22 protein-coding genes are annotated in these 26,404 nt (G+C 69.2%); 10 read left to right on the forward strand and 12 right to left on the reverse strand.

The annotated features are described in order from the left end of the window. Positions 1–469: YiiX/YebB-like N1pC/P60 family cysteine hydrolase (locus D7X12_RS19440; RefSeq protein ID WP_120626794.1), on the reverse strand; the 469-nt coding region annotated here is incomplete at its 3' end. A 271-nt stretch (positions 470–740) separates the two neighbouring features. Here D7X12_RS19440 and D7X12_RS19445 point away from each other — a divergent pair. Beyond that, a complete protein-coding gene (locus tag D7X12_RS19445) occupies positions 741–2,942 on the forward strand; it encodes a PhnD/SsuA/transferrin family substrate-binding protein (RefSeq protein ID WP_120626774.1) in 2,202 nt (733 codons plus the stop codon). Here D7X12_RS19445 and thpR read toward each other — a convergent pair. After that, positions 2,928–3,494, reverse strand: a complete 567-nt coding sequence (gene thpR / locus D7X12_RS19450; protein WP_120626775.1) for an RNA 2',3'-cyclic phosphodiesterase — start codon at positions 3,492–3,494, stop codon at positions 2,928–2,930. The genes D7X12_RS19445 and thpR overlap by 15 nt on opposite strands. A gap of 180 nt (positions 3,495–3,674) precedes the next feature. Continuing rightward, positions 3,675–4,199 (reverse strand): metal-dependent hydrolase, encoded by a 525-nt coding sequence (locus tag D7X12_RS19455; protein WP_120626776.1) that lies wholly within the window; start codon positions 4,197–4,199, stop codon positions 3,675–3,677. Positions 4,200–4,268: 69 nt separating this feature from the next. Between D7X12_RS19455 and D7X12_RS19460 the strand changes: the two genes are divergently transcribed. Next, entirely contained in the window at positions 4,269–5,519 is a 1,251-nt protein-coding gene (locus D7X12_RS19460) for an adenylate/guanylate cyclase domain-containing protein (RefSeq protein WP_120626777.1), read from the forward strand. A 65-nt stretch (positions 5,520–5,584) separates the two neighbouring features. On the opposite strand, the gene proS is transcribed toward D7X12_RS19460, so the two are convergent. Then, positions 5,585–7,024 (reverse strand): proline--tRNA ligase, encoded by a 1,440-nt coding sequence (gene proS, locus D7X12_RS19465; RefSeq protein WP_120626778.1) that lies wholly within the window; start codon positions 7,022–7,024, stop codon positions 5,585–5,587. A gap of 126 nt (positions 7,025–7,150) precedes the next feature. Here proS and D7X12_RS19470 point away from each other — a divergent pair, with 126 nt between their 5' ends. The 3 genes from D7X12_RS19470 (at position 7,151) to D7X12_RS19480 (ending at position 9,577) form a co-directional block, all read left to right on the forward strand. Continuing rightward, positions 7,151–7,846, forward strand: coding sequence for a DUF4336 domain-containing protein (locus tag D7X12_RS19470; protein WP_120626779.1), 696 nt, complete (start codon positions 7,151–7,153; stop codon positions 7,844–7,846). Positions 7,847–7,966: 120 nt separating this feature from the next. Then, a complete protein-coding gene (locus tag D7X12_RS19475; RefSeq protein WP_120626780.1) occupies positions 7,967–8,587 on the forward strand; it encodes an MXAN_6652 family MXYO-CTERM-anchored protein in 621 nt (206 codons plus the stop codon). A 183-nt stretch (positions 8,588–8,770) separates the two neighbouring features. Beyond that, the gene (locus D7X12_RS19480) at positions 8,771–9,577 is read left to right on the forward strand and encodes an endonuclease/exonuclease/phosphatase family protein (protein ID WP_244224653.1); all 807 of its coding nucleotides are present in this window, start codon (positions 8,771–8,773) and stop codon (positions 9,575–9,577) included. Positions 9,578–9,584: 7 nt separating this feature from the next. On the opposite strand, the gene D7X12_RS19485 is transcribed toward D7X12_RS19480, so the two are convergent. After that, on the reverse strand, positions 9,585–10,142 hold the full coding sequence (locus tag D7X12_RS19485; protein WP_120626782.1) for a hypothetical protein: 558 nt from the start codon (positions 10,140–10,142) through the stop codon (positions 9,585–9,587). A 210-nt stretch (positions 10,143–10,352) separates the two neighbouring features. Between D7X12_RS19485 and D7X12_RS19490 the strand changes: the two genes are divergently transcribed. Next, a complete protein-coding gene (locus D7X12_RS19490; protein ID WP_120626783.1) occupies positions 10,353–11,003 on the forward strand; it encodes a YdcF family protein in 651 nt (216 codons plus the stop codon). Positions 11,004–11,017: 14 nt separating this feature from the next. Here the strand turns inward: D7X12_RS19490 and D7X12_RS19495 are convergent, their stop codons facing one another. Further along, a complete protein-coding gene (locus D7X12_RS19495) occupies positions 11,018–11,515 on the reverse strand; it encodes a MarR family winged helix-turn-helix transcriptional regulator (RefSeq protein ID WP_120626784.1) in 498 nt (165 codons plus the stop codon). Positions 11,516–11,591: 76 nt separating this feature from the next. On the opposite strand from D7X12_RS19495, the gene modA reads away from it, so the two are divergent. Genes modA through modC form a run of 3 tightly spaced genes read left to right on the forward strand, consistent with a single transcriptional unit; the run spans position 11,592 to position 14,279 of the window. Further along, positions 11,592–12,485 carry a molybdate ABC transporter substrate-binding protein gene (gene modA / locus D7X12_RS19500; protein ID WP_120626785.1) on the forward strand — a complete coding sequence of 298 codons (894 nt, stop codon included), beginning with the start codon at positions 11,592–11,594 and terminating at the stop codon, positions 12,483–12,485. Beyond that, positions 12,485–13,162: a molybdate ABC transporter permease subunit gene (gene modB, locus D7X12_RS19505; protein ID WP_120626786.1), complete on the forward strand. Its 678-nt coding sequence runs from the start codon at positions 12,485–12,487 to the stop codon at positions 13,160–13,162. Before modA ends, modB begins: the two co-directional genes overlap by 1 nt. 49 nt (positions 13,163–13,211) lie before the next feature. Further along, a complete protein-coding gene (modC, locus tag D7X12_RS19510) occupies positions 13,212–14,279 on the forward strand; it encodes a molybdenum ABC transporter ATP-binding protein (RefSeq protein ID WP_120626787.1) in 1,068 nt (355 codons plus the stop codon). Here modC and D7X12_RS19515 read toward each other — a convergent pair whose 3' ends face one another. Then, a complete protein-coding gene (locus D7X12_RS19515; RefSeq protein WP_120626788.1) occupies positions 14,280–14,945 on the reverse strand; it encodes a pentapeptide repeat-containing protein in 666 nt (221 codons plus the stop codon). 139 nt (positions 14,946–15,084) lie between these two features. Then, a complete protein-coding gene (locus tag D7X12_RS19520; protein WP_120626789.1) occupies positions 15,085–17,517 on the reverse strand; it encodes an isoamylase in 2,433 nt (810 codons plus the stop codon). A 295-nt stretch (positions 17,518–17,812) separates the two neighbouring features. On the opposite strand from D7X12_RS19520, the gene D7X12_RS19525 reads away from it, so the two are divergent. Continuing rightward, on the forward strand, positions 17,813–18,955 hold the full coding sequence (locus tag D7X12_RS19525) for a hypothetical protein (protein WP_120626790.1): 1,143 nt from the start codon (positions 17,813–17,815) through the stop codon (positions 18,953–18,955). A 21-nt stretch (positions 18,956–18,976) separates the two neighbouring features. Here the strand turns inward: D7X12_RS19525 and D7X12_RS19530 are convergent, their stop codons facing one another. From D7X12_RS19530 to D7X12_RS19545, 4 genes are all read right to left on the reverse strand, one after another. Continuing rightward, positions 18,977–19,873, reverse strand: a complete 897-nt coding sequence (locus D7X12_RS19530; protein ID WP_120626795.1) for a WD40 repeat domain-containing protein — start codon at positions 19,871–19,873, stop codon at positions 18,977–18,979. An 8-nt stretch (positions 19,874–19,881) separates the two neighbouring features. Then, positions 19,882–23,160 carry a phage tail protein gene (locus D7X12_RS19535; RefSeq protein WP_120626791.1) on the reverse strand — a complete coding sequence of 1,093 codons (3,279 nt, stop codon included), beginning with the start codon at positions 23,158–23,160 and terminating at the stop codon, positions 19,882–19,884. Positions 23,161–23,352: 192 nt separating this feature from the next. Beyond that, positions 23,353–23,931, reverse strand: a complete 579-nt coding sequence (locus tag D7X12_RS19540) for a hypothetical protein (protein WP_120626792.1) — start codon at positions 23,929–23,931, stop codon at positions 23,353–23,355. Further along, a partial coding sequence (locus D7X12_RS19545; RefSeq protein ID WP_208719151.1) for a phage tail protein occupies positions 23,928–26,404 on the reverse strand: 2,477 nt, incomplete at its 5' end. The genes D7X12_RS19545 and D7X12_RS19540, both read right to left, overlap by 4 nt.

Consider the following 26,404-nt stretch of genomic DNA (forward strand, 5'->3'; position numbering starts at 1 on the left):
CGTACGCCTTGCGCACCAGCTCCGAGCAGTACATCGCCTCGTCCCCCCACCCGAAGAGCGCGTCGTAGGGCTTGCCCAGGTGCCGCTTCGCCTCCGCCACCACCCGCAGCTTCGCCGCCTCCTCCACCCCCGTGGGCCGCAACACCAGCAGCCGCCCCTTCACCCCGCGCGCCTTCCACTGCGCGAACGGCGTGCGCTTCACCGGCTGGACCGCCTCCACCACGAACGCCCCCTCGGACGTCACCTCCACCAGCCCCACGTGCGACAGCGGGCTGTGCGTCGCCACCTGGATGGCCTTCGACTGCTGCGATCTCGACGTCTGGAACACCACGTCCCCCGTCCGCACCTTCTGCGCCACGCCCGCGGCCTCGGGCTTTCGCGGCGCCGCCTCCACACCGCGGGCGCCCAGCCACACCCCGCCCACCACCATGCCCACTCCCAGCCACACTCCCCGCCCTCGCAATGCCATCCGCCTGTCCTTTCCAGTGTTTGCCTGCGTCCTCCCCCTTACTGTGCAGACAAGAGGCCACCCGCTGCTTCCGTGTCTTCCTTCACGGCCGTAGCAAATGGTCATTGCCGACCCAGCCCGGGGTCGGATTGTGGTAAAGCTGGGGAGGCTGTTTATTTCAGTGATTCAGGAATAATGTGCAATGGCGTAAGAATTCGGGCAGAGTGATGGAATTGAAAGCCGGGGCCGAAGGAAGGGCGCCGGAAGAGGGGGGATACCGGAGGACTCCGACGTGATCGCATCGACTGCTCCCATCCGCTGCCTGCTCTATCCCTCGTTGGGGGAGATCCGGGAGCATGTCCGCGTGGAGTTGTTCGCGCGGGCCCTGTCGGAGCGGCTGGGCCGGCCGGTGGTGATGACCATCGCCCCGACCTACGAGGCGCTGGAGGCGGAGCTCGCCGCGGGCCGCGTGGACATGGCCTGGGGCACCGCCGAGCAGTGCAACGCCTTCGAGCCGCAGGCCCGGGCGGTGCTGCGCGCGGTGCGTTCGGGCAGCTGGCACTACCACTCCGCGCTGGTGTGCCGCGCGGACGCGCCCCTCACCCTGGAGACGCTCCAGGGCACGCGCGTGGCGTGGGTGGCGCCGCGCTCCACCGGTGGGCACCTGCTGCCGCTGCGCGACCTGGAGTCGCGGGGACTGCGCCCCGGCACGCTCTTCTCCGAGCAGCGCTTCCTGGGCACCTACCGCAAGGCGCTGGATGCGGTGATGCGCGGCGAGGCGGACGTGACCGCCATCTTCTCCAACCACACCGACGCGCTCGCCATGCGCGCCACGCTGACGTCGTACCTGGGCGAGGACGCGTCGCGGCTCACGCCCTTCCACTTCACCACCTCCACGCTCGCGGACGGCCTCATCCTCACGAAGCGCCTGTCGGAGGAGGACACGGCGCAGCTCATCTCCGTCCTCACCCGGATGAACACCGACGGGGCGGGCCTGGAGATGCTCATGGGGCCCTTCCGGGTGGAGGGCTTCATCCGCTCGCCCGGCCCCAGCGCGCCCGTGTCCTGCCCGCGCCCCTCGAACGGCGCCGAGTACGTGGCCGGAGAGCTGGACACCGAGGGCCGCTGCCTGCGGCTGTGGTCCCCGTCCGGCCGGGCCTTCGGCCGCGACGTGCGCGACGTCGAAGGGCGCAAGCTGGACGAGGCGCTGGGCTCCGAGGCGAGCGAGCCCCTCATGTCCCTGGTCCGCGCCGTGACCCGGGGCGGCTCCGACGGACGGCTGGAGTACCGGCTCACCGTGGACGGCGAGGAGAAGTTCTACGCGGCGGAGGTGACCCCCTGCGCCCCCGCTCCGTTCGACAGCGGCGTGCGCCTGGGCCTGCTGGTGCGCGACGTGTCCGGGATGCGGTCGCTGGAGGATCCGCTGTACCGGCTGGCGTCGTTCCCGCTGCTGCACCCGGAGCCGCTGCTGGAGCTGGGCATGGACGGGGCGCTGCGGTACGCGAACCCCGCCACCCACGTGGCGTTCCAGGATCTGGTGGAGCGCGGCCCCACGCATCCGCTGGTGCACGCGGCGCTCACCTGGGCCTGGCGGGGCATGCCTCCGGGCGAGCCCGCGCCCACGGTGCACCTGGATGGCCGCTACTGGGAGCTCGCCGTCGCGCAGCTGTGGGACCCGCCGGGCCTGCGCGTGTTCGCGCGCGACGTGACGCTGCGCAAGCAACTGGAGGCGAAGCTGTTCCAGGCGGACCGGCTGTCCGCGCTGGGGTCGCTCGCGGCGGCGGTGGGCCATGAGATGAACAACCCGCTGGCCTTCGTGCTGGCGAACCTGTCCTTCGTGCGCGAGGAGCTGGAGCGCCTGAAGCAGCCGCTGCTCATCGGCGAGGCCGTGCCGCGGGGCGACCTGGACGGCATCATGGAGGCCCTGGGCGAGACGGTGGAGGGCGCCACCCGGCTCAAGCACATCGTGCAGGACCTGCGCACCCTGTCGCGCAAGCCGCCGGAGCACCGCGCCCGCGTGGCCGTGCAGCCCGTGCTGGAGAACGCGCTCAAGCTGCTGCGCGGAGAGTTGGTGCACCGCGCGCGGCTGGAGCGCGACTTCCACGACGTGCCCACCGTGGACGCGGACGAGGCGCGCCTCACCCAGCTCTTCCTCAACCTGCTGCTCAATGCCGTACAGGCCATGGATCCGCAGGACGCCGCGCGCAACGTGCTGCGCGTCGCGGCCTACACCAGCGAGGACGGCGCGGTGGTGGTGGAGGTGCAGGACTCCGGCAAGGGGCTGCCGCCCGACCTGCTCGCGCGCATCTTCGAGCCGTTCGCCGCGGCGCGCCCCAGCAGCACCGGGCTGGGCCTGTCGGTCAGCCACACCATCGTCACCGACCTGGGTGGCACGCTGCGCGCGGAGAGCCGCGAGGGGCGGGGCACGCTGCTCACCGTCACGCTGCCCGCCGCCGTGCCCGTGGCCGACCCGCAGTCCCTACGCGTCGGGTAGCCGCGCGCGCTCCAACGGAACCTCCAGCCGGGGCGTGTAGCGGCCGCCCGCGCTCTCGAAGAGCACGAGCCGGTCCACGCGCCCCTCGCCCCAGGACTCCGTCGCGAGCGCGCGCGTGCACGCCAGCAGCGCCGCGTCCCCGCGAGGCTTCTTCGCCCGGGCCAGGGTCAGGTGCGCGGTGTACTCGGGGTGTTCCTGCGTGAAGCCCAGCGGCTCCAGGGCCCGGGCCACGTCCGCCTGGAGCGCCTTCAGCGCGGCGGTGTCTCCGCGCACGTCCGCCCAGAGCACGCGCGGGTGCGTGGCCGCGCCGAACGTCCCGCCCCCGGCCACGGTCAGCGCGAACGGCGCATGGAGCGGCCCCAGGGGTGTCAGCGCGGCCTGGAGCAGGGGCAGGCGGGCGGGGTCCACGTCCCCCAGGAACAGCAGCGTCAGGTGCACGCCCTCCGGCCGCACCCACTTCGCGTCCGGCGCGTGGGCCCTCAGGCGCTCGATGCCCCGCTCGACCTCGGCGGTGAGCGACGCTCCCAGCGTCACGGCGGTGAACAGACGCATCGCGGTGCTCCTCCGGGCTCCGGGCTCCAACGTCCTGCGGCTTCGCTGCTGCAAGGCTTGCCATCCGCGGCGCCAGAAGCCAGCGGCCCTGCGGGTGACTTCGACGCCGCTCACTCCACGGCCCAACCTTCGCGGCTCAGCGCGCAGCCGTGCGTGGCCTCTCGGGCACTTCGATGACGCTCAGGGCGTGCGCGTCCGGCGGACCGGCCACAGGGCGTACGCCCAGGCGGGCAGGAAGACGAGCAGCTCCACGAGGCTCACGTACAGGCCTCGCGCGGTCAGCATGCCCGCGCCGATGGGCGCCACCGGCAACGGCCGCACCGGGGCGAAGATGCGCGCGTCGGAGAACGGCCAGTAGAGCGCCGCGCCCAGCCCGCCGTCGGTGAGCGTGTCCAGGATGCCGTGGCTGCCCACCGCCAGGAACGTCAGCAGCCCCCAGCGCGTCGCGGACTCGCCCTTCCACCGCGCCAGTGCCGCCACCGCGAGCGCCACCGCGCCCGCGAAGACGAACGAGTGCGACGCGCCGCGATGCCCCCACGGCGCCGCGTAGGGGATGCGCAGCGCGAACGCCACCACGTCCGCGTCCGGCAGGAGCGCCAGCAGCGACAGGAACCCCATCAACGCCACCCGCCGCTTCCAGGATGCGGAGCCTGCCTCGAAGCGCCCCAGCGCCATGCCCACCGCCACATGCCCGATGCTCGCCATGCGCCGGACCCTAACGCAGCCCGGCCCTCGCCTGGAGAGGGTCCCACGCGTGGAGTAGCGTCCGGGCCCATGGGGCCCCTGTTCTCCCGCTTCCGTGTCGAGTCCACCCTCCAGCACCGCCTGGACGAATGGCGCGCGGACGTGGGGGCGTGGCTCAACGGGCTGCGCGTGGGCGCCACGGCGGCGTGGCTGCTCCTGGCCTCCCTGGACGACTGGCGCGTGTCGCGCGCGGTGCTGGGCGGCTACATCGCGCTCGCGGTCCTGCTGTGGGCGGGCGCGCGCCGGGTGCCGGCCCTGCTGCGGTGGCCGGCGCTGGGCGTGGCGCTCATCGACATGCCGCTCATCTACTTCCTGCAATCACAGTCCATCCAGGGCTCCGCCAACGGCGTGCCCGCCGCGCTGCTGACCATGGGCGTCTACATGGTGCTCGTGGTCGTCGTGTCCATGGTGACGCTGTCGCGGCTCGTCGTCGTGGCGGCCACGGCGCTGGGCATCGCGGGGGCGGCGCTGCTGACCCTGGAGGCGGGCCTGGCGGCCTCCCAGTTCCTGCCCGGCATGGTGCTGGTGATGGCGCTCGCGTCCGCGGTGGCCTTCTTCGTCAGCCGCACGGTGCTGGGGCTGGTGACGGACGTGGTGCGCGAGGAGATGCAGCGCGAACGGCTGGGCCGCTTCTTCTCCCCGGAGGTCGCCCGCCGCATCTCCGAGAAGGGCCCCGACGGCGAGGCCGGCGAACACCGCGAGGTGACGCTGCTGTTCTCCGACATCCGCGGCTTCACGTCGCTGTCGGACCGGATGGACAGCCCCCAGGTGGTGGCGCTGCTCAACGAATACCTGTCGCGCATGGTGGAGGTGGTGTTCCGCCACGGCGGCACGCTCGACAAGTTCCTGGGCGACGGCCTCCTCGCGTACTTCGGCGCGCCCCTGGAGCAGCCCGGCCACCCCACCGCCGCGGTGTCGTGCGCGCTGGCCATGCTGGAGGCGCTGGAGGTCCTCAACCAGGAGCGCGCCGCGCGCGGCGAAGCGGTGCTGCGCATCGGCGTGGGCGTGCACACCGGGCGCGTGGTGGTGGGCGCCGTGGGCAGCGAGCAGCGCCGCGAGTACACCGTCATCGGCGACGCGGTGAACCTGGCCAGCCGCATCGAGGGGCTCACCAAGAAGGTCGGCACCCCGGTGCTCGTCTCCCACGCCACGCGCGAGCGCTGCGGGGACGCCTTCGACTTCGAGGCCGCCGCGCCGCTGCCCGTCGCGGGCAAGCCGGAGCCGGTGGCCACCTTCCTGCCGAAGAAGCGCACCCTGCCCGTCGCGGGCGGAGTGGGCTGAAACGACACAGGGGCCGGGAGGAACACCTCCCAGCCCCCGCGGTGTCCGTCAGCGCTGGCTGTCGCTCAGTACGCCTTGGAGAACACGATGCGGCCCTGCGACGGGTTGCCCGTCATCACGCACTTGCCCGGCTCCTGCTTGAGGCTGAACGGGCGGCAGCGGGTGGTGAGGCCCGTCTCCTCCTTGATGCGCGCCTCCGTCTTCGCGTCGCCGTCCCAGTGCGCCAGCAGGAAGCCGTCGTCCGCCTTCGCCTTCAGCTCCTCGAAGGAGTTGACCTCGAAGGTGTGCGCGTCGCGGAAGTCCTTGGCCTTCTTGAACAGGTCCTTCTGCATCTGGTCCAGCATCGCCTGGACCTTGGTGACGGCCTCGTCCAGCGGGACGAACTCCTTCTGGCGCAGGTCGCGGCGGACCATCACGCAGGAGCTCTTCGCCAGGTCCTTGGGCCCCAGCTCGATGCGCACGCACGTGCCGGTCAGCTCGTGCTCGTTGTACTTGAAGCCCGGCGTCTTCGTCTCGTCGTCGTCCACCACCACGCCCAGGCCCGCCTTGCGCAGGTCCGCGGCCAGCGCGTGCACCTTCTCCAGCACCTGCGCCTTCTCCGCCTCGGGCGCCTTGCCGCCAATGCCCACGGGGATGATGACCACGTGCGTGGCCGCCAGCTTCGGCGGCACGATGAGGCCCGCGTCATCCGAGTGCGTGAGGATGAGCCCGCCGATGAGGCGCGTGGAGGAGCCCCACGACGTCTGCCACACGTGGTGCTGCTGACCGTCGCGGCCCTGGAACTGGGTGTCGAAGGCCTTGGCGAAGTTCTGGCCCAGGTTGTGGCTGGTGCCGGCCTGGAGCGCCTTCTTGTCCTGCATCATCGCTTCGATGCTGTACGTGCGCAGGGCGCCGGCGAACTTCTCCGACTCCGTCTTGCGGCCGGGCAGCACCGGCATCGCCATGTAGTCCTCCGCGAACGTGCGGTAGACCTCCAGCATGGTGAGCGTGCGCTTCTCCGCGTCCTCCTCCGTCTCGTGGCAGGTGTGGCCCTCCTGCCAGAGGAACTCCGTGGTGCGCAGGAACAGGCGCGTGCGCATCTCCCAGCGCATCACGTTGGCCCACTGGTTCAGGAGCAGCGGCAGGTCCCGGTAGCTTTGAATCCACTTGGAGAAGCTGCGGTTGATGATGGTCTCCGACGTGGGCCGGATGACATAGGGCTCCTCCAGCTTCTGGCCACCCGCGTGGGTGACGATGGCGAGCTGGGGGTTGAAGCCCTCGACGTGCTCCGCCTCCTTCTTGAGGTAGCTCTCCGGGATGAGGAGCGGGAAGTAGGCGTTGCGCACGCCCTCGTCCTTGAACATCTTGTCCATCACCCGCTGGATGTTCTCCCACAGCGCGTAGCCGTTGGGGCGGATGACCATGCAGCCCTTCACGTCCGAGTAGTCAGCGAGCTTCGCCTTCTGGATCAGGTCGACGTACCACTCGGAAAAGCCCTTCTCGCGGGGCGTGAGCTTCTCGGCCATGTGCTGGGCACCTTGCTAGGGGATGGAAAGAGGGGGTTGCCTACGCTGGGATGTTCCAGAAATCAACGCCGGACCGTGCCCGGACTCGTCCCCTGAACGCCGCCCGTGCTTGAAGCCAGACCCTCCATGACGACCCTCCCTGACGCTGCCCCCCGGAAGCTCACCGACGACCTGCATGTCTTCGACGCCTCGTTCCGTCTGGCGGGCATGGACCTGGGCGGCCGCATGACGGTCATCCGCCTGCCGGACGGCGGACTGTGGGTGCACTCGCCCGTCGCCTTCACGCAGGAGCGGCGGGCGGCCGTGGAGGCGCTGGGCAAGGTGCGCTTCCTCGTCGCCCCCAACCTCTTTCACCACGTGCACCTGCCGGACTGGGCCGCTGCGTTCCCCGACGCCCGGGTGGTGGCCCCCTCCGGGCTGCGCGCGAAGCAGCCGGCGCTGCGGATCGACCAGGAGCTGGACGACACGCCGGACCCCGCCTGGGCGCCCGTGCTGGACCAGATGCACGTGCGCGGCATGCCCCGGGTGAACGAGTTCCTCTTCTTCCACCGGCCGTCCCGCACGGTGCTCGTCACCGACCTGGCCTTCCACTTCCACCGCGCGGATTCGCTGCCCTTGAAGCTGTACCTCAAGGCCAACCGCGCCTGGAAACGGCTGGCGCCCACGGTCCTCGAACGCCTGCTCATGCAGGACAAGGAGGCCGTGCGCGCCTCCCTCCAGCGCGTGCTCCGCTGGGACGTGGAGCGCGTGGTGGTGTGCCACGGCGAGGTGCTGGAGCGCGGCGGCCACAAGGCGCTGCACGACGCCTTCTCCTGGCTGTAGGGCAAGGTACTTCCTGCCCTGATGGGAGGAGCAAATGTCGCCTGCTGCACTCCTCGCCGCACTGCGCTAGAAGAGGGGCCCCTCGTCTTTCCTGGTTTCCCCCTCCAAGAGGTTTATTCCATGCGGTCGATCCTCCCCTCTGTTGGTGCCGTGGCGTTGTGCCTTGTCGCGGGCTCCGCGTTCGCCAACTCCACCGGCATCTCCGGGCGCAGCGGCAAGGAGGGCGTGTCGTGCGCCACCTGCCACACCGCCGGCGCCGCCGCCCCCACCGTGACGCTGGAGGGGCCTGCCGCGCTCACCGCGGGCCAGACGGGCAACTACGCGCTGATCATCACCGGCGGCCCTGGCGTGAAGGCGGGCTTCAACGTGGCGACGGGCGGCGTGGACGGCGCGACGCTGACCGCGGGCGCGGGCTCGAAGCTGGTGAACGGGGAGCTGACGCACTCGCTGCCCAAGGCCTTCGTCAACGGCGCTCCGGTGCGCTTCGACTTCACGCTGGTGGCGCCGGCCACCAACGGCACGCTCAAGGTGTTCGGGGCGGGCAACTCCGTGAACGGCGACAACGAGAAGACGGGTGACGCGCACGCCAACGCCACGCTGGACGTGGTCATCACGGGCGGCAAGGACCCGGTGACGCCTGGGGAGGAGGACGAGGGCGGCTGCTCCGCGACCTCCGGCGCGCCGCTGGTGATGGGCGCGGTGCTGGCGCTGCTGGCCGCGCGCCGCCGCCGCGCGGGCTGAACGCCCCCGAAGCGCCGCCGCTTCCGGCTGGAGGGGAGCCCGGTTGCTCTCCTGCCATGCCCCGGGGGGTGGGACGACAGCGCGAGGCCGCGCGACCTACCATCGCGCCCCTTGAGACGACCCGGCCCCCTCCTGACCCTGTTGCTCCTCGCGGGACCGCTTGCCTGTGCAACCGGTCCCGCGGTGCGTCCCACCCTGTCCTCGGGCGTCACCCCCGTCGCGGAGGCCCCCCGGCCCGCGCGGGAGGCCAGCGCCCTGCGGGTGATGACCTTCAACATCCAGTCTGGCCTGCGCGGCCTGGAGCAGGTGGCGGGCGTCATCCGCGCGGAAGGCCCGGACGTCGTCGCGCTGCAGGAGGTGGACGTGGGCTCCACCCGCGCGCGCGGGGAGGACCAGGTGGAGCGGCTGTCGGCGCTCACCGGCCTGAAGTACCGCGCGCACTTCGGCACCACGAAGCTGTACGGCGGCAGCTACGGCATCGCGCTGCTGTCGCGCCATCCGCTGGCGTCGCTGGCGCAGTACCCGCTGCCCACGCCCCGGGGCGCGGAGCCGCGCACGCTGGCGCACGCGGTGCTGGACGTGGACGGGCGCGAGGTGAGCGTCTACGCCACGCACCTCATCCGCCGGCCCTTCAACGGCGCCGCGCGCATCCGCCAGAGCGTCTTCATCGCGAACCTGCTCGCGAAGGACGCGCGGCCCCGGCTGCTGATGGGGGACCTGAACGACGACCCGGACTCGCGCCCGGTGCGGCTCTTGCGCCGCCAGCTCCAGGACGTGGCGAAGGTCACCCATTCGGGCGGTAGCGGCACCTACCCGCTGCCGCTGTTCCTGCCGACGCTGCGCATCGACTACGTGATGGCGTGCGGCGCCTTCACCCCCGTGGCCAGCCGCGTGCTGCGCGTGGGCGTGTCCGACCACTACCCGCTGGTGGCGGACCTGCGGCTCAAGCCCGTGGCGCCGGCCGCGGCGACCGCGGCCTCCGCGCCCTGACGGAAGCTCAGGCGGGCAGGGTGAAGCGGTAGAGGACCTCCAGGTCCCCCTTGCTGAAGCCCTTGAGGACCTCGTGGGGGATCTCCTTGCGGCCGCTCAGGTACGTCAGGCCCCCCGCGGCGAAGCCCATCACGGCCAGCTCGAAGTAGACGTGCGGCCGGGGCACGCCGGTGATGCGCAGGTCCAGCTGGGTGCCCTGCAGCTGCGCGGTCAGCTCGCCCTCGGTGAAGTAGCCCTTCCAGATGCCGGGCGTGAACAGGGCGAAGCGGCGGAAGTCGTCCTTGCCGAACATCGTCTTGAGCTGGCCCTGGCCGAGCGCGTACTCGGCGGACTTGATGCCGTATTGCCAGTAGGCCTTCGGGTCACCGGCGTAGAAGCGCTGCGTGAGGGCCTCGTTGAAGCGCAGGAACGAATCCGCCGGGATGCGCGTCACCGGCATGATGGGCTGCGCGAAGACCGGGTCCCGCTTCGCCTGCTCCGCGAGGAAGCTCTTCCACGCCGCCTCGCCGAAGGCCTGCACCGCCATGGTCTGCCGTGCCAGGAACGCGACGCCTTTGACATCCATCCGTAGGTCTCCCCATCCGTCCGGCCCTTTCGGGTTCGACGATGACCGGGCCGGGTCATTCCCTATTCTGTTCCTGCTCCGGCTCCCGGGCGATACGCATTGCGCAAATTCAATGGGTCGTCCGCAAGGTCGCATTCGTCGCGGTGAGAGAACCTGTTGTCGCGGACACACTGCTTCAGTGTCCCCGTATCCAGGGCTAGGTTTCCGTGCGTGCGACCTCTTGCGCTGCTCTCCAGGCCCGGCCGCGTGCGCCGGGGCGTGCTCGTGGCGGCAGGCGTGCTGACGGGCGGTGTGTTCGGGCTGGCGTGGTGGGTGGACCGCTTCGGCCGGCGCGAGCACGCGGGCATGGCGGACGCGCTGGTGGTGCTGGGCGCGCGGGTGCTGCCGGGCGGCGTGCCCTCCGGTTCGCTGGTGGCGCGCGTGGAGCAGGCGGCGGCGCTCTATCACCGGGGCGTGGCGCCGTGGCTGGTGTTGTCCGGCGGCGTCGGGGCGCATGCGCCGTCCGAGGCGCGGGTGATGCTCGCGCTGGCGGTGGAGGCGGGCGTGCCCTCGTCCGCGTGCGTGTTGGAGGAGGAGAGCCATTCCACCGAAGGCAACGCGCGCTTCAGTGTGCGACTGCTGCGGGAGCGGGGAGCGCGCCGCGTGGTGGTGGTCTCCGACCCGTATCACCTGCTGCGCGCGCGGCAGTGCTTCCGGCGCGAGGGGCTGGAGGTGGCGACGAGCCCCGCGCCCATCGCGGGGCGGATGCGCGCGGCGGACCGGTGGTACTGGACGGTGCGCGAGGCGTTCGCGCTGCTGCTGCGTCCGCGCCTGCTGCTGGCGCGGGCGCCCGCTGGGGGCGTGGACGGGCCGGGGGCCTGACGTCCAGGCGCCGTTCAGGTGTCCTTCGGGGGAGCCTCTGGCGCGGGGGCGTCCATCTTGAGGAGCACCTTCTCCATCACGCGGAAGAGGGCCTGGCGGTCCTCGGTGTCGAGCATTCCCAGCACCACGCCCATGGCACGGTGCATGGAGCGGTCGAGCTTGGTGAAGGTCTGCCGGCCCTTGTCGGTGAGGCGGCAGCGCACGACGCGCCGGTCGGCTTCGCCGCGCTCGCGCTGCAGGTGGCCTTCGCGCTCCAGGCGGTCCACCACGCCGGTGACGGTCTTCTCGGTGACGCCCAGCCGCTTGGCGAGCTCGCCCATGGTGAGCGTTCCGTCCAGGCCCAGCCACAGGAGCGCGTGCACCTGGGGCGGTGTGAACTGGAGCTGCTCGCACGTGCTGGCGATGGGGTCGCGAAGCGAGCGGCGACGCCCCAGCGAGAACATCAGCTCTTGCATGCGGTCGACATCCGCCGCGAGCGATTCACCCTCCTCTTTATGGATATTCCGGGACACGGAGTATTCATTAGCGGCGAGGTGGGGTCGGGTCAACTTGTAGTCTCGCATCGTGGGCATTTGAGAGGTGCGGGTGATGCGGCTTTCCTGGTTGGGGCTCCTGGCGGCGGTGTGGACGGTGAGCGCTCGGGCGGACGAGGTATGGGTGTTCGCGGCGGTGAGCACCACGGAGGCGCTGGAGGGTTTGGCTCCCGCGTTCCAGCAGGTGAGCGGGCACCGGGTGCGGTTCGCCTTCGGGGCTTCGAGTGACCTGTCACGTCAGGTGGTGGCGGGTGCCCCGGCGGATGTCTTCCTCTCCGCGGACGTGGCGAAGTTGGACGGGGTGGAGCGCGCGGGGCTCGTGCAGGCGGGGTCGCGGGTGGAGCTCGTTTCGAACCGGCTGGTGGTCATCGTCCCGGCGGCTTCGCGCGTGGTGGTCGCGGGGCCCGCGGGGCTGAAGGGCCTGCGGCGCGTGGCGCTGGCGGATCCGGCGGCGGTGCCCGCGGGGGTGTATGCGAAGGCGTGGCTGACGAAGGCGGGCGTGTGGACGGACGTGGCGCCGCGGGTCGTGCCGACGGTGGACGTGCGGGCCGCGCTGGCGGCGGTGGCGGCGGGACGGGTGGACGCGGGCGTGGTGTACGCGACGGACGCGGCGCAGTCGAAGAAGGTGCGCGTGGCGTTCACGGTGCCGGAGGGGGACGCGCCGCGCATCGTGTATCCGGTGGCGGCGCTGACGCGCGGCAAGTCGCCGGGAGGAGGGCTCGCGTTCGTGCGCTTCCTGAGGACCGAGGTCGCGCGCGAGGCGTTCCGGAGGGTGGGGTTCCTGGACGCGGGGCCGGGCGCGGCCGGGCCTGGAGCGACGCAGGACGCTGGAGTGGGCGCGGCGGGCGGCACTCAAGCAACGCCGGGCGTGGTGAAGGACCGGATGTCGGGTGACGCTGGGACGCGGCGAGGGACGCCGGATGCGGGCATGGAGCGGCCTTCACCGTGATGGAAGAGGGGCTGACCGGACTGGTCCTGTTCACGGTGGCGGTGGCGGCGCTGTCCACGGCGCTCATCCTGGTGCCGGGCGTGGCGGCGGCGTACGCGCTGGCGCGGTGGAAGGGACCGGGGCGGGGCGTGGTGGAGACCGTGCTGGCGCTGCCCCTGGTGTTGCCTCCGACGGCGGTGGGCCTGGTGCTGCTGGAGTTGCTGGCGCGGGACTCGGCGCTGGGCCGGCTGCTGGACACGCTGGGCGTGGAGGTCGTGTTCACGCCGAAGGCCGTGGTGCTGGCGAGCGCCGTGATGTCCTTCCCGCTGCTGGTGCGCTCGGCGCGCACGGGCTTCGAGGAAGTGGATCCACGGTTGGTGGCGGTGGCGCGCACGCTCGGCGATACGCGCGTGCGGGCCTTCTTCCGCGTGACGTTGCCGCTCGCGTGGCGCGGCGTGCTCACGGGCGCGCTGCTCGCGTTCTCACGGGCGCTGGGAGAGTTCGGCGCCACGGTGCTCGTCGCGGGCAACATGCCGGGCCACACGCAGACGCTGTCACTGGCCATCTTCCAGCGCACGCAGACCGGCCGTGACGCGGAGGCCTTGCAGCTCGCGGGCGTGGCGGTGGTCCTCGCGTTCGGGGTCATGTACGCGACGGAGTGGGTGACACGGCGGCGTGGCGCGCGGGGGCTCGCATGAGGGCTCATGCGTCCGCGATGACGGGACCGACGGGAGGCGCACGCCCGTGATGGAGCTCTCGCTGCGCCTGCCGCTGGCGCGCTTCACCCTGGACGTCGAGGCGCGCTTCGCGTCCGCGTCGGTGGCTGTGCTGGGACGTTCCGGCTCCGGGAAGACCTCGCTGCTGGAGGTGCTCGCGGGGCTGCGGCGCGGCGCCCGCGGCCGCGTGGTGGTAGGGGGCCGCGTGCTGCTCGACAGCGCCGCCGGCGTGGACGTGCCGCCCGAGCTGCGCCGCATGGGCTACGTGCCCCAGGACGCGCTGCTCTTCCCGCACCTCACCGCCGGCCAGAACGTGCGCTTCGGCGTGCGCGCCGGGCGACCGTCGCGCGTGGACGAAGCCGTGCACCTGCTGGAGCTGGAGCCGTTGCTGCACCGCTACCCCGTCACCCTGTCGGGAGGCGAGAAGCAGCGGGTCGCCCTGGCGCGAGCGCTCGCCACGGACCCCGCGCTGCTGCTGCTGGATGAGCCGCTGGCCGCGCTGGACGTCGCATTGAAGGAGCGCGTGCTGCCCTACCTGCTGCGCGTGCGCGACGAGGCCCACGTGCCCCTGCTGTACGTCACGCACCAGCTGGGCGAGGCGCGGGTGCTCGCCCACGAGGCCTTGCTGCTGGACGGTGGCGCGGTGCGCGCGGTCGGCCCCGCGGACAGGGTGCTGGGCCCGGCCGCGCGAGGCCTGCTCACCGGCGAACCCGAGGAGAACATCCTCGAGGGCACGCTGGAGCACCCCGAAGCCGGAGGCACGAGGCTGCGCATCACGGAAGCCCTGTCCCTCTGGGTCCCGGACGCGCCCGGGCTTCCCACGGGCACGCGCGCCGCCTACGCCGTCCCGGCCGAGGACATCCTCCTGTCCACGGGGCCGCTGACCGGCATCTCCGCGCGCAACGTGCTGGAGGGCACGGTGACGAAGCTGGAGGACGCCGGGGCAGGGGAGTGCGCGGCCCACGTGGACGTGGCGGGCGTGCGCTGGGTGGTGCGGCTCACGCAGACCTCCGTGCGAGAGCTGTCCCTCGCACCGGGCCTGCGCGTGTACCTCGCGGTGAAGTCCGCCGCCTGCCGCCGGCTCGCGCACCGCGGCTGATCAGCGCTTCTTCTTCGCGCCGCCGCCTCGCGCCGCCGGCTTCGCGTGGTAGCCGTCCACGAGCATCCCCAGCGAATGCGCCAGCGACATCGCCGTCTCCTGCGGGACGCGGGTGTCCTTCAACTTGTTGCGCGCCGGATCCAACAGGAGGCCCGTCGTGCCGGTGAAGTCGGTCCGGGTGAGGGTGCAGCCGCGGAAGTTGCTGCCGGTGAGGTCCGTGCCGGTGAAGTCCGCGTCCGTCAGGTCCATGTCGAAGAAGTTCGCCTCCTTCGCCACGCAGCGCACGAAGAGCGTCTGCCGCAGGCCCAGCCCCACGAACGAGCTGTAGGGCATGCCGCACTCCTCGAACGCCACCTCCGGGTTCGCGGCCACGCCCGTCCAATCAATGCCCATCAGCTTCGAGCCTTCGAAGCGCACGTCCCGCAGGCGGATGGAATTGAAGTTCGCGCGGGTGAGGTTGCAGCCCTTGAAGACGCAGACCTCCAGCAGGCTGTCCTTCCAGCGCCCCTCCTGGAACTGACAGTCCTGGAAGGTGCACCGGTAGAACTCCTTGCCGCTCAGGTTGACGCCCTGGAGGTCCAGGTCCCCGAACGTCTCGTTCTCGAAGGAGTCCTCAAGCTGGAGCCGCCGCAGCAGGGCGGCGGAGCTCTCTTCTTCCGGGGTCACGGGCGCACGGTCCTTCCTCACGGGGATGCCGAATCCGCCCGGACTTATACCGGGGGCCCGCTCCCGCCGCAGCCAGGATGACGCCCCACCGCGAGGACCCGGCGCCGTGCAGGCGCACCGGGTCCCCGCGAGTGCGAAGCTACTTCGCTACCAGTACCAGCACGCCCCGGCCGCACAGGCCATAGGTCGCGTTCTCGGCGCCCACGTCGTCCGCGGTGCCCGGGTTGAGCAGCACCTGGTTGGCGCCCCGGCTCTCGATCCACGAGCAGGTGTCCGTCACGCGGTACCACTTCCTGTTGGTGCCCGGCCACGGCAGCGTGAAGTTCACGTTGGCGGACCAGCCGTTGTAGGCGACGTAGATGGCGCCCACCGTCTCACCGGAGAACTCGGTGGCGTCGATGCGGTACGCGAGCGCGTGGTTCGCCGCGTCGTTGAAGTACGTCGCGTTGGGCACGGTGCCGTCAGGCTTGAACCAGCGGTGCTGCTCCATCACGTTCCCGTTGGTGTCCGACGCGCTGTAGAAGTTGAGCGGACGCAGCGCGGGGTGCGCCTTGCGGAACGCGATGAGGTTCTGGGTGAACAGGCGGAAGTTGGACTGGTCCGCGGTCCACGCGTAGTTCAGCCAGTTCTGGTTCGAGTCCAGGTTGTACACGTTGTTGTTGCAGCGCTGCGAGCGCAGGAACTCGTCGCCGCCGGTGATCATGGGCACGCCCGCGCTCAGCATCATGAACGCCAGCCCGTTGCGTGCCGCCTGCCGCTGCAACGTCGCGCTGCCGCCCTGGTCCCAGCTGTGGTTGCTGTCCTCGCCGCCGTCGGACGGGCCGTAGGGCCACGGCTGGTTGTTGTCCTTGCTGTTGCACGAGTACAGGTCCTTCAGGGTGAGGCCGTCGTGGGCCACCATGAAGTTCACCGACGCGGCCGGCTTGCGGCCGTCATCCCCATACAGGTCCGACGAGCCCGTGAAGCGCGTGGCCAAATGGCCCGGCGTCACCGCCTCACTGCCCATCTGGTTCTGGTCCTTGCGGAGGGTGTCGCGGAAGATGCCGTTCCACTCCTTCCACTTCGCCGGGAAGTTGCCCACCTGGTAGGAGTTGCCGCCAATGGCCCAGGGCTCCGCGACGAAGTCCGTGCCCGCGCCGCCTGTGTCCGGGCGCGGGTCCAACAGGGTGACAATCTTGTTGAGCGCCGTGCCCGCGTTGTCGCGGTTGTAGTTGAAGCCGCCGTGCTCGACGGTGTTGCCCAGCACCGACGCCAGATCGAAGCGGAACCCGTCCACGCCCAGCGTGTCCTTCCAGTACGAAAGCGAGTGGAGGATGACGTTCTGGGCCGTGGGATTGAACGTGTTGAAGTTGCCGCCCACGCCGGTGTTGTCCCAGTTGAACTGCCTGTCCGCCGTGAGGCTGTAGTACGTGGGGTTGTCCAGGCCCCGGTACGTCATGACGTTGTACGTGCTGGAGTCGCCGTTGATCCACGCCCCGCCTTCGCCGGTGTGGTTGTAGACGACGTCCACCATCACCTTGATGCCCGCGTCGTGGAAGGCCTTCACCATCGCCTTGAACTCACGCGTGGGGCCGCCCGGGCTCTTGTCACACGAATAGCGGCGGTCCGGCGCGAAGTAGCTGAGGTTCATGTAACCCCAGTAGTTGTCGCCCGTGGTGGAGGTGGCCGCGAAGTCGTTGTTGTCGTTGTCCGTCTCGTGCAGCGGCAGGAACTCCACCGCGGTGACGCCCAGCGCCGCCAGCTGCGCGGCCTTCTGGCCCGCCGTCTTGTAGGTGCCCAGACAGGCAGGGTCCAACCCGGAGCCGGTGTCCTGCTTCGTCAGGCCCCGCACGTGCACCTCATAGACGATGTCGTCCTTGAAGGCGCGCGTGGGCTTGGTGCCGGTGGAGACGGTCTCCGGCGGCAACACCACGCCCTTGGGCGCGAACGGGCCGCTGTCCTTGTAGCGGTGCAGGGGCCCGGAGGCGAACACCGTGGCGTCCTGGTTGCTGGGGTTCACCGGGTCGTGGCTCAGCTCCAGCGCGTAGGGGTCCCACAGGAGCTTGTTCGGGTTGAAGCGGTTGCCCAGGCTGTCCACGTCGGAGAGGAAGCCCACCGTGTTGTTCGTCTTCGTCCAGGCGGAGTTGTAGGGCCAGTTCGGGCCCCACGCGCGGTAGCCGTAGTAGACGGTCCCGGTGAGGTTGTAGGTGGAGCCCTTCAGCGTGGCGACGGAGACGGACTTGGACCAGATGTTCGTGGCCGTGTCCTTGGTCATCACGTACTTCACCGTCTCCTGCGCGCCCTGGGGCGTCTTGTAGATCCACACCTCGATGCGCGTGGCGCGCGAGGAATAGACGCGGAAGTCGATGTTGGCCTGCGTGGCGTCGTACTTCGCGCCCAGCGTCCAGGTGAGCAGCTCCTGGGACTGCTGCGCCGGCTCCACGGCGGCGGGGCCTTCCTGGGGGGGCGCTGCGTCAGGCGTGTCCGTGGCGGCGCAGGAGACCAGCGCCGAGGCCAGACCCGCGGCGGCGATGAGGTGATGCCACCGCGAGAGCCAGGGGCTCCGACGGTGACGACGGGAAGGGGTCATCATGGATGTGGCTCCAGACGCGGCAAGCGGGGTTCACGAACGCTGCAAGCCCACCGGGCCCGCGACTGCCCGGGGCCATCCGGTTCACCACCGCCGCGCGGGTCAAGTCAACCGAGGGCCCCCGGACCCAGCCCCTCCTGCGTCCACCGGGAGGCACACCTCGTGGCCCGGTGCGTCAGGTAAACTCTGTTTCACGGCTTGTCCGGTTCTTCAGGGTGCGATAGCGCAGCAGGTCCGGTCAGTCGCTGTGGCCCCTGCTGACGCGTGGAACTCCACCCTTGAGTCCTTGGAAGCCGCAATGCCCTACACCAGCGCCCAGTGCATCGGATACCAGGTCAACACCTTCCCCGCCGCGGCGATGGGGACGGCCTACGGCAGGAAGTATCTCGGCGGCGTGAAGGCACAGCCCGACATCCGGGGGCGGTGTCACATCATGCGGGAGGCCATCAAGGTGGCCGTCGCGGACCCGGCTGTGAGGAAGTCCTCGTCCATCCTGAAGATCTTCATGGCGCCCGAGTTCTACTTCCATGACGTCAACGGGGCCTATCCCATCGAGGAGGTGTCGCTGATCATGGAGACGCTCCGCGTCTTCACGCGACAGGATCAGTTCAAGGACTGGCTCTTCGTCTTTGGGACGGCGATTGCCTACCTGGACACCGGCTCCGACAAGGAGGTCTTCAACATCGCCATGGTCCAGCGCGGGGGCACGGAGGAGCTCGGCCCCGAGGCCAGCCTGATTGTCTACAAGGAGTTCATCTCCCACGTGGACTTCATCCGGAACCCCGTCTACGAGACCACGAGGAACTGCTTCAACTGCGGGGCGCCGAACCACGTCTACACCGAGGGGTTCGAGGGCTGGAAGCGCACCGCGTTTCGCCATGCCCTGGTGGGGAAGCCCACCGACACGATGAGTCTCCTGCGTCCGACGGAGGGGTCGCGAGACACGCTGACCCGGCGCGAAGAGGCCGTCGGGCCGGGGCGGGAGCAGACGAAGACGGGCCTGGGAGGACAGGGCGCGTTCACCATGGCGGGCATCCACTTCGGGCTGGAGGTCTGCCTGGACCATGCCCGCTCCCGGCTGCGCGCCTCTCCACCCAAGCCAGGCGAGTTCTACCCGCAGATCCACCTCATCCCCTCAGGCGGGATGAGCATCATGGAGCCCAGCATCGCCTGCCAGCAGTGGGGGATTGTCTTCAACGTGGATGCCACGCATACGGCGCTGACGCGCAACAAGAGCTACTACCGCAACCCGGTCGCCGAGCATCATGTGGGCCTCCCGCCGGGTCCCGTGACGGTGGGCAGCTACCCTCCGGCGAAGGCCATCGCGCTCAACCTGGCGGGCACGGCGCCCAAGTGGAACAGCTATTTCAACGACCAGGGCATCATCAACATCTTCCAGGCGTTGAAGATCCCCAAGGCGGAGGCGCACAAGCAGGGTTGAGGCGCCCCGCGCGGGCGGGGTTCAGGGAAGCTTCCGGAAGCGGAGGGTGTAGTCGTCCCCGCCGGAGAACACCTGGGTTCCATCCGGGGTGAAGGCCACGTCCCAGACCCTGCGCTTGTGCTCCTTCTCGTCGTAGACCAGCTCGCCGTCCTTGAGCTTCTGGACCCAGACCGCGCCTCCCAGCGTCCCCAGCGCGAGGCGCTTTCCCGAAGGGTCGAAGCGGGCACTCCAGAAGACGGTGACCTCATCATTGAAGGTCTCTGGCAGGTGGCGCTTGCCTGTCTTCAGGTCCCAGACGAAGAAGCCGTGCGCGTGGTATTCCAGACACGCGACGTAGCGCATCTTCGGATCAAAGCCGATCCACCGCGCCGACTTCGGCCCATCGTCCAGCTGCTTCTGCACGCGCTTCCCGCCCACCTTGTAGAGGAGGACCTTGCCGGGCTCCGCCCCGACGATGGCCGCCGTCCCTCCATCCGGGCTCAGGCAGCCAATGGGCGGGTCCTCGCGCTTTGATTCCTTGCCGGGCGCGACCCACACCACCTTCTGCTTCTCCTCGTCCCAGACCTGCACGCGGCGACCGGCCACGAGCACTCGGTCCCTGTCGCGCGCGTAGTCGAGCCATCCGGCGTCGGCATCCTCCAGCTCCACCGCGCGCGCGTCCCCGGTCTCCAATTCGAAGAAGCGGAAGCGGTTCCCCGTGTCCACGAAGGCCACCTTGGTTCCGTCCGGCGACCAGCGGGCCCACAAGACGTTGTCTCCCGAGCCCACCTTGAACTCGTGAACGAGCTTGCGTGTCTTCAGGTTCCACACCGTCAGGTGGTTCTGCCCGGCGACCAGGTGCTGCCCTCCCGCATCGATGTCGAGGCTCTGGACGACCTTCTTCGTGGGTGGCTGGAGGACCTTCGAACGGATGGCCATGGGGAACCTCAGTCGAGGGGTTTGTCTTTGTCATCAAGGAAGGGCTTGCCATCGATGCGCAGGGCGTTGGGAATCCCACCCTCCGCGTAGGCGCTGGTGAAGGTGGGGGCCACCTCGAACTTCTCGCCGAAGTGGTGCCCCCCGCCGCTCTTGCTCGCGTTCGCAGACGCGGTGAGGAGCTGGAAGTTGCTCGGGTCCGTGGTGGCCTTCCAGCGCGCGTCGTCCCCGCTCTTGTAGCCGCCCGCCTTCCAGTGCTGCGCGAGGGGGCGGATGTGATCGACCTGGTGATCGACCTTGCGGACGTACTTCTCGGTGAGCGTGCCGTTGTCGTAGCGGTTCGCGGCCTGGGCCGGGAGGAAGTCCGCGGCGATGAGTTGCAGCAACAGGTGCTTCTTCTTCGTGGCGACGTAGGTGTTGACCTGATTGACGAGCTTGTCCTTCGCGGTGTCGTGGTAGGCCGCTCGCACCGACTTCCAGCCGCTGCCGCGCTCGTAGAGCTTCGACCGCACGTCGTAGCCGGGCGGCAGTTTGCGCGTCTTGGGTGGCCCCGCGATGATGGCGTCCAGCGCCTTGATGCCATGGCCGCCCAGCGTCATCAGGTCCGCGATGACGGGGGCCAGCCGCGTGTCGATGAACTGCTGGAAGCGCAGCTTCAGGTCGCCTCGCTTCTTGCCGGTGCCCTCGGCGTTCCAGGCCTTCTTGATGGCCTTCTCGTCCGAGTCCGACGCGGCCTTGCCCAGCACCGAGAGAATCTGCTTCTTCTTCGTGGCGGAGCGGCCCGTGTCCTTCTTCACCTCGGACGTGGCGGCGGTGATGGCGGGGCGCAGCCGGCGCTCCAGCGAGCTGGCCATGGTGATTTCCAGGTCGCCGCCTTCCGTATTCGCGGTGACCGTGTGGCCCTCGCCCGCCATGGAGAGCGTCTTCTTCACCTTCGTGGCGGGTATCGCGTCTGCGTTCGGATCCGCGTCAGCGGGCTTCTTCCCTCCAACCCCGAAGAGCTTCTTGACCCAGGCGAAGGCCTTCTTGAGCCAGCCGAGGACGGCGGCGCGGACCTTGGCCTGCACCTTGGTGATGAACTCGCGGATCTTCGCGGAGATGCCTCCCAGGCCGATGAGCCGCGCGAGGAAGCCGATGACGATGGGGATGAGGCTCGCGAGCGCGTTTTCAATCCACTTCGCCGCGCCGCCGATGGCGCCCGTCGCAATCGCATGCAGCGAATTCACGATGGCTTCGATGAGGGCGAGGATGCGCGAGGCGTTCTCGATGACCCACATCACCACGTTGTAGATGGCGAGGACGGCCTGGACGATGGCGCCCGCCGGGTTGAACATCGAGAGGATCTTGGTGACGGCCTGCTTGACGATGGTGTCGATGAGCCATGTCTGGATGGCGTCGATGACCATCGCCTTCAGGTTGGAGAGGTCCTCCTTCAGCTTCTCCCAGAGGGCCTGCGGCCCGCCCTTGATGGTGACGGTGATGTACTCGACCAGCTTCTCGACAAGCGCGACGTTGCGCTCGCCGACGAGCTTCACGGCCTCGCCGCGCATCCAGGCGTAGGTGAGGCCCAGGACGTCCAGCACCAGCTTGAGGATGGACCAGACGTTGAGGTCGGCAGGCACCTGGATGCCCGCGGAGGCCAGCGAGCCGAAGAGCCACTCCATGAAGCCGCGCTTCAGGTGCGTCCAGATGTTGCCGACGAATTGGTTGAAGCCCTGCTTGATGGCGGCCAGCAGGTTGCCCAGGAAGCCAATCGGGTCCTTGAGGATGAGCAGGATGGTGTCCGCGCCCTTGCGCAGCACCGCCATCAGCTTGTCCTTGAACTCGGAGAGGATCTTGATGATCTCTCCAATGGCATCCACGAGGCCCTTGAGGGCGCCCTTGTTCTCGTCCTCGAGCTTCTTGAGGGCGGCGTCGGCCTTGTCGTGGGCTTCCTTGTATTTCTGGGCCAGCTTCTGGGCGAGGTCGTTCTTCTTCGCGTCGATGCCGCTGCGCAGTTCATCGAAGCGACTGGCGACTTCCTGCTGCGCTTGCTTTCCGACGGCCTGGAGGTCGCGCGGGAGGCTGGCCACGTACGTCTTGATGGCGGCCTGGCCCTTGTCGACTTCCGCCTTCGCGTCCGCGAGCCGGTTGTCCACCGTCGCGGAGATGCGCACGGCGAGGGCGTCCATGCGCGTGGCGAAGCGGCCTCGGGCGGCGCGCAGGATGACCTTGATGCCTTCGGGCACGTCGCGGAAGAGGTCCGCGAGCCAGCGCGCTCCGCCCGTGATGCCGGAGTAGCGTTCGTCCTTGAAGCGGTCGATTTCGCGGTTGGCGTAGGACTTCATGTCCGCCAGGGCCGCTTCGGCCCCGACGTCGAACAGGCGCATGACGTCGGCTTCGAGCGTGGAGAGCTTCGTCTCCACCTTCACCTTCGTCTGCTGGTACAGCTTTTCAATCGTGTCGGTGACTTCCTTGCGGCGGGCCTCGTCCTTCGCCTTCGCCAGCATCTGGCGGGTCTTCACCTTCGAGCCGCTGGAGGTCTTCACCCCGGCCATCTGGTTGAGGCCTGTCTTCCCAAACCCCGTGGCTTGAGCGGCGGCCTGCCCCAGCGTGGCCTTCTCACTGGAGATGTATTTGCCCGGTGCGGCCGTGGCGGTCTTCTCCACGGTCGTCTTCGCGGAGAGGACGGCGGAGAAGCGCGGGTCGTTCGCCTTCTTCAACTGCGTGGGCGTCAGGTCCGCGTCCTTCATCTGCTGGTCGGCGTCCTGCTTGGGCTTCTGGAGCGCCTGCACTTCACCCGCGGGCTTCGGCGCCGGCATCGCCTCCGCGGTGTTGACGGGTGGGGGCGGCGCGGCCGGGTCTTCTGGAAGGGGCGAAGCCGCTCGGGCAGGGACGGCGCTTGGATCCGGCGGCGCTGCGGTGGCCTGCTCGGTGGGACCGGCGGCGGTGTCCTTCTGGTCCTTCACGCCCCCGGAGACGGCGCCCTTCACCTGCTCCGTCTCATTGCCCTCCATGAACTTGTCCGCGTCGTCCAGGTTCTTGGGCATCACCTTTTCGATTTCGGCGCGCAGCAGCGCGAGGAAACCGTTGGGTTCGGCCTTCGGAGCCTCAGCGGACTTCATGGCGTCGACCTGATTGGCCTTCGCCCCGGCGTTCCTTTCGTTGGGTGGGGAGACGGCGGCGGCCTGCGCTTCGGCGGCCTTCTTCGACGCGGGCGGGTGCTTCCGCGTCTTCTGCGCGCTCTTCTCCAACTTCTCGATGACCTTGCGGAAGCGTGGGTCCTTCTCCGCGTCACCGCCCACCTTCACCGCCGCGCCACCGGGCGCTTCCGCGGAGGTGGCACCGCCTGCCGCCGCACGCGCCGGGGCCGCCGCGGCGCGGGCGGGTCCTCCTCGGGCGGCGGCTCTGGCGGTGGCTGCGATGGGCAGACTCCAACTTGAAAGCGCGAGGTGGAAGGTGCAGTCGGCGGGGTCGGGTGTTCAGCGATGCGGGTTCACGCTTCAGTCCGGTGCGTCTCTTGGGGGCCCGTGGTTTTCCAGAAGCCAGCGGGCCAGCCGCTCGTGCTCTGGCGCCGCGGCCGGGAGCGGACTCGCGGCCAGCGCGTCCGCGAAGCCTCCCAGTGCCGCCCGGACCGCTGCTCTCCACAGCTTCACTTCGACGGGGAAGTTCACGTAGTAGGCGCCCGTGTGTCTCGCGGTCAGCTCAAGGTAGTCGCCAGGGTCCAGCGCGCGAGTGTTCGTGCGCGAGAGCAGGACGTGCAGGTCATCGGTTCCCTGGCGGACCTCGATGGAGATGAACTCATTCTCCGCCATGCGCGCCAGCAGCGCGCCCGCGAGATCGGTCTGGAGGGTGTTCGACAGGTCATGGAGCACCAGTTCCACGGGGAAGTCGTCGCGCTCATTGCCGAGACAGAGGGTCTCATCGACACGGAACGAGATGCCGACGGAAGAGGAGACCAGGTCCGCCTGCGAGATTCCTGGAAACGCGGGCCACCGCAGCCCGGAGCCCCGCGCCGGCACGAGCAGCCAGTCGTTGAGGTCCGGGTTCCAGACGTAGAGGTCGATCGCGAAGGAGTTCATTGGATCTGGTTGATGATGAGCATGGCATTGGCACTGAGACTGAACGCACCCGGGATTCTCGCCGCGAGCTCCTGGACCTTCGCCAGGGCCTCGGCGTGACTCTTCCCCGACTTCTTGTTCTCTTGATAGGTCGTGACTGCCTTGTTCTCGGGTCGCGTCAGGTTGATGGCGATGGGCGGGCTGTGCGTCGGGTAGATGTGAAGATACTGCTCGGCCGGATTGTCCGTGGGGCCCTTGCGGTCGAACCACCACTTCACGCCCTCGGCTTCGAACTCTCCACCGTTCTGCGCTGACGCCACGTACGCCGCCCGTGCCGCCGTGTAGACGGCCTCCATGTTGACCGCTTGAACCAGGATGGTGTTGTCCTTCTTGTTCGGTGAGTTGGCCCTCAGGACACCCGCGATCGTGTGACGGCCCCGGTCGAACGTCACCCGGATGTTCGGGTCCTTGGGGATGGGGGTGGGCGTGGTCTTGTCATCGGGGTTGATGGCGCCTTCGATGTGGACCACCTGCTTCGTGGCCTCGTTGCTGTCCACGACCAGGACGAGCGACGTCATCTTGTACTTGCTCTTGATGGCCGGGAGGCCCTTCCGGATCTTCGCCTCCGAGGTCTTCGGCGCCTTCAGGAGATCCGAGGCCTCCTTGAGCGCCTTCGCCAGATCCGCCTTCTTCTGCTCGGGCGTCCGCTCGTCCGGCTTCCCCTTCCCTCCGCCTCCGAAGAGCTTCTTGACCCAGGTGAAGGCCTTCTTGAGCCAGCCGAGCACTGCGGCGCGGACCTTGGCCTGCACCTTGGTGATGAACTCGCGAATCTTCGCGGAGATGCCGCCCAGGCCGATGAGTCGCGCGAGGAAGCCGATGACGATGGGAATCAGGCTCGCGAGCGCGTTCTCGATCCACTTCGCCGCGCCGCCGATGGCGCCCGTCGCAATCGCGTGGATCGAGTTCACGATGGCTTCGATGAGCGCGAGGATGCGCGAGGCATTCTCGATGACCCACATCACCACGTTGTAGATGGCGAGGACGGCCTGGACGATGGCGCCCGCCGGGTTGAACATCGAGAGGATCTTCGTCACCGCCTGCTTCACGATGGTGGTGATGAGCCAATCCTGGATGGCGTCGATGACCATCGCCTTCAGGTTGGAGAGGTCCTCCTTCAGCTTCTCCCAGAGCGCCTGCGGGCCGCCCTTGATGGTGACGGTGATGTACTCGACCAGCTTCTCGACGAGGGCGACGTTGCGCTCGCCCACGAGCTTCACGGCCTCGCCGCGCATCCAGGCGTAGGTGAGGCCGAGCACATCGAGGACGAGCTTGAGGATGGACCAGACGTTGAGGTCGGCAGGCACCTGGATGCCGGCGGAGGCCAGCGAGCCGAAGAGCCACTCCATGAAGCCGCGCTTGAGGTGCGTCCAGATGTTGCCGACGAACTGATTGAAGCCCTGCTTGATGGCCGCCAGCAGGTTGTTCAGGAAGCCAATCGGGTCCTTGAGGATGAGCAGGATGGTGTCCGCGCCCTTGCGCAGCACCGCCATCAGCTTGTCCTTGAACTCGGAGAGGATCTTGATGATCTCTCCAATGGCATCCACGAGGCCCTTGAGCGCGCCCTTGTTCTCATCCTCGAGCTTCTTGAGGGCGGCGTCAGCCTTGTCGTGGGCCTCCTTGTATTTCTGGGCCAGCTTCTGGGCGAGGTCGTTCTTCTTCGCGTCGATGCCACTGCGCAGTTCGTCGAAACGGCTGGCGACTTCCTGCTGCGCTTGCTTTCCGACGGCTTGGAGGTCGCGCGGGAGGCTGGCCACGTACGTCTTGATGGCGGCCTGGCCCTTGTCGACTTCCGCCTTCGCGTCCGCGAGCCGGTTGTCCACCGTCACGGAGATGCGCACGGCCAACGCATCCATCCTGGTGGCGAAGCGGCCTCGGGCAGCGCGCAGGATGACCTTGATGCCTTCGGGCACGTCGCGGAAGAGGTCCGCGAGCCAGCGCGCTCCACCCGTGATGCCGGAGTAGCGTTCGTCCTTGAAGCGGTCGATTTCGCGGTTGGCGTAGGACTTCATGTCCGCCAGGGCGGCCTCGGCCCCGACGTCGAAGAGGCGCATGACGTCGGCTTCGAGTGTGGAGAGCTTCGTCTCCACCTTCACCTTGGTCTGCTGGTACAGCTTTTCAATCGTGTCGGTGACTTCCTTGCGGCGGGCCTCGTCCTTCGCCTTCGCCAGCATCTGGCGGGTCTTCACCTTCGAGCCGCTGGAGGTCTTCACCCCCGCCATCTGGTTGAGGCCCGTCTTCCCCAGCCCCGTGGCTTGGGCGGCGGCCTGTCCCAGCGTGGCCTTCTCGCTGGAGATGAATTTGCCGGGGGCGGCCGTGGCGGTCTTCTCCACGGTCGTCTTCGCGGAGAGGACGGCGGAGAAGCGCGGGTCGTTCGCCTTCTTCAACTGCGTGGGCGTCAGGTCCGCGTCCTTCATCTGCTGGTCGGCGTCCTGCT

Origin of the sequence: Corallococcus sicarius (assembly GCF_003611735.1) — a bacterium.
In the GTDB taxonomy this organism is placed as follows: domain Bacteria; phylum Myxococcota; class Myxococcia; order Myxococcales; family Myxococcaceae; genus Corallococcus; species Corallococcus sicarius.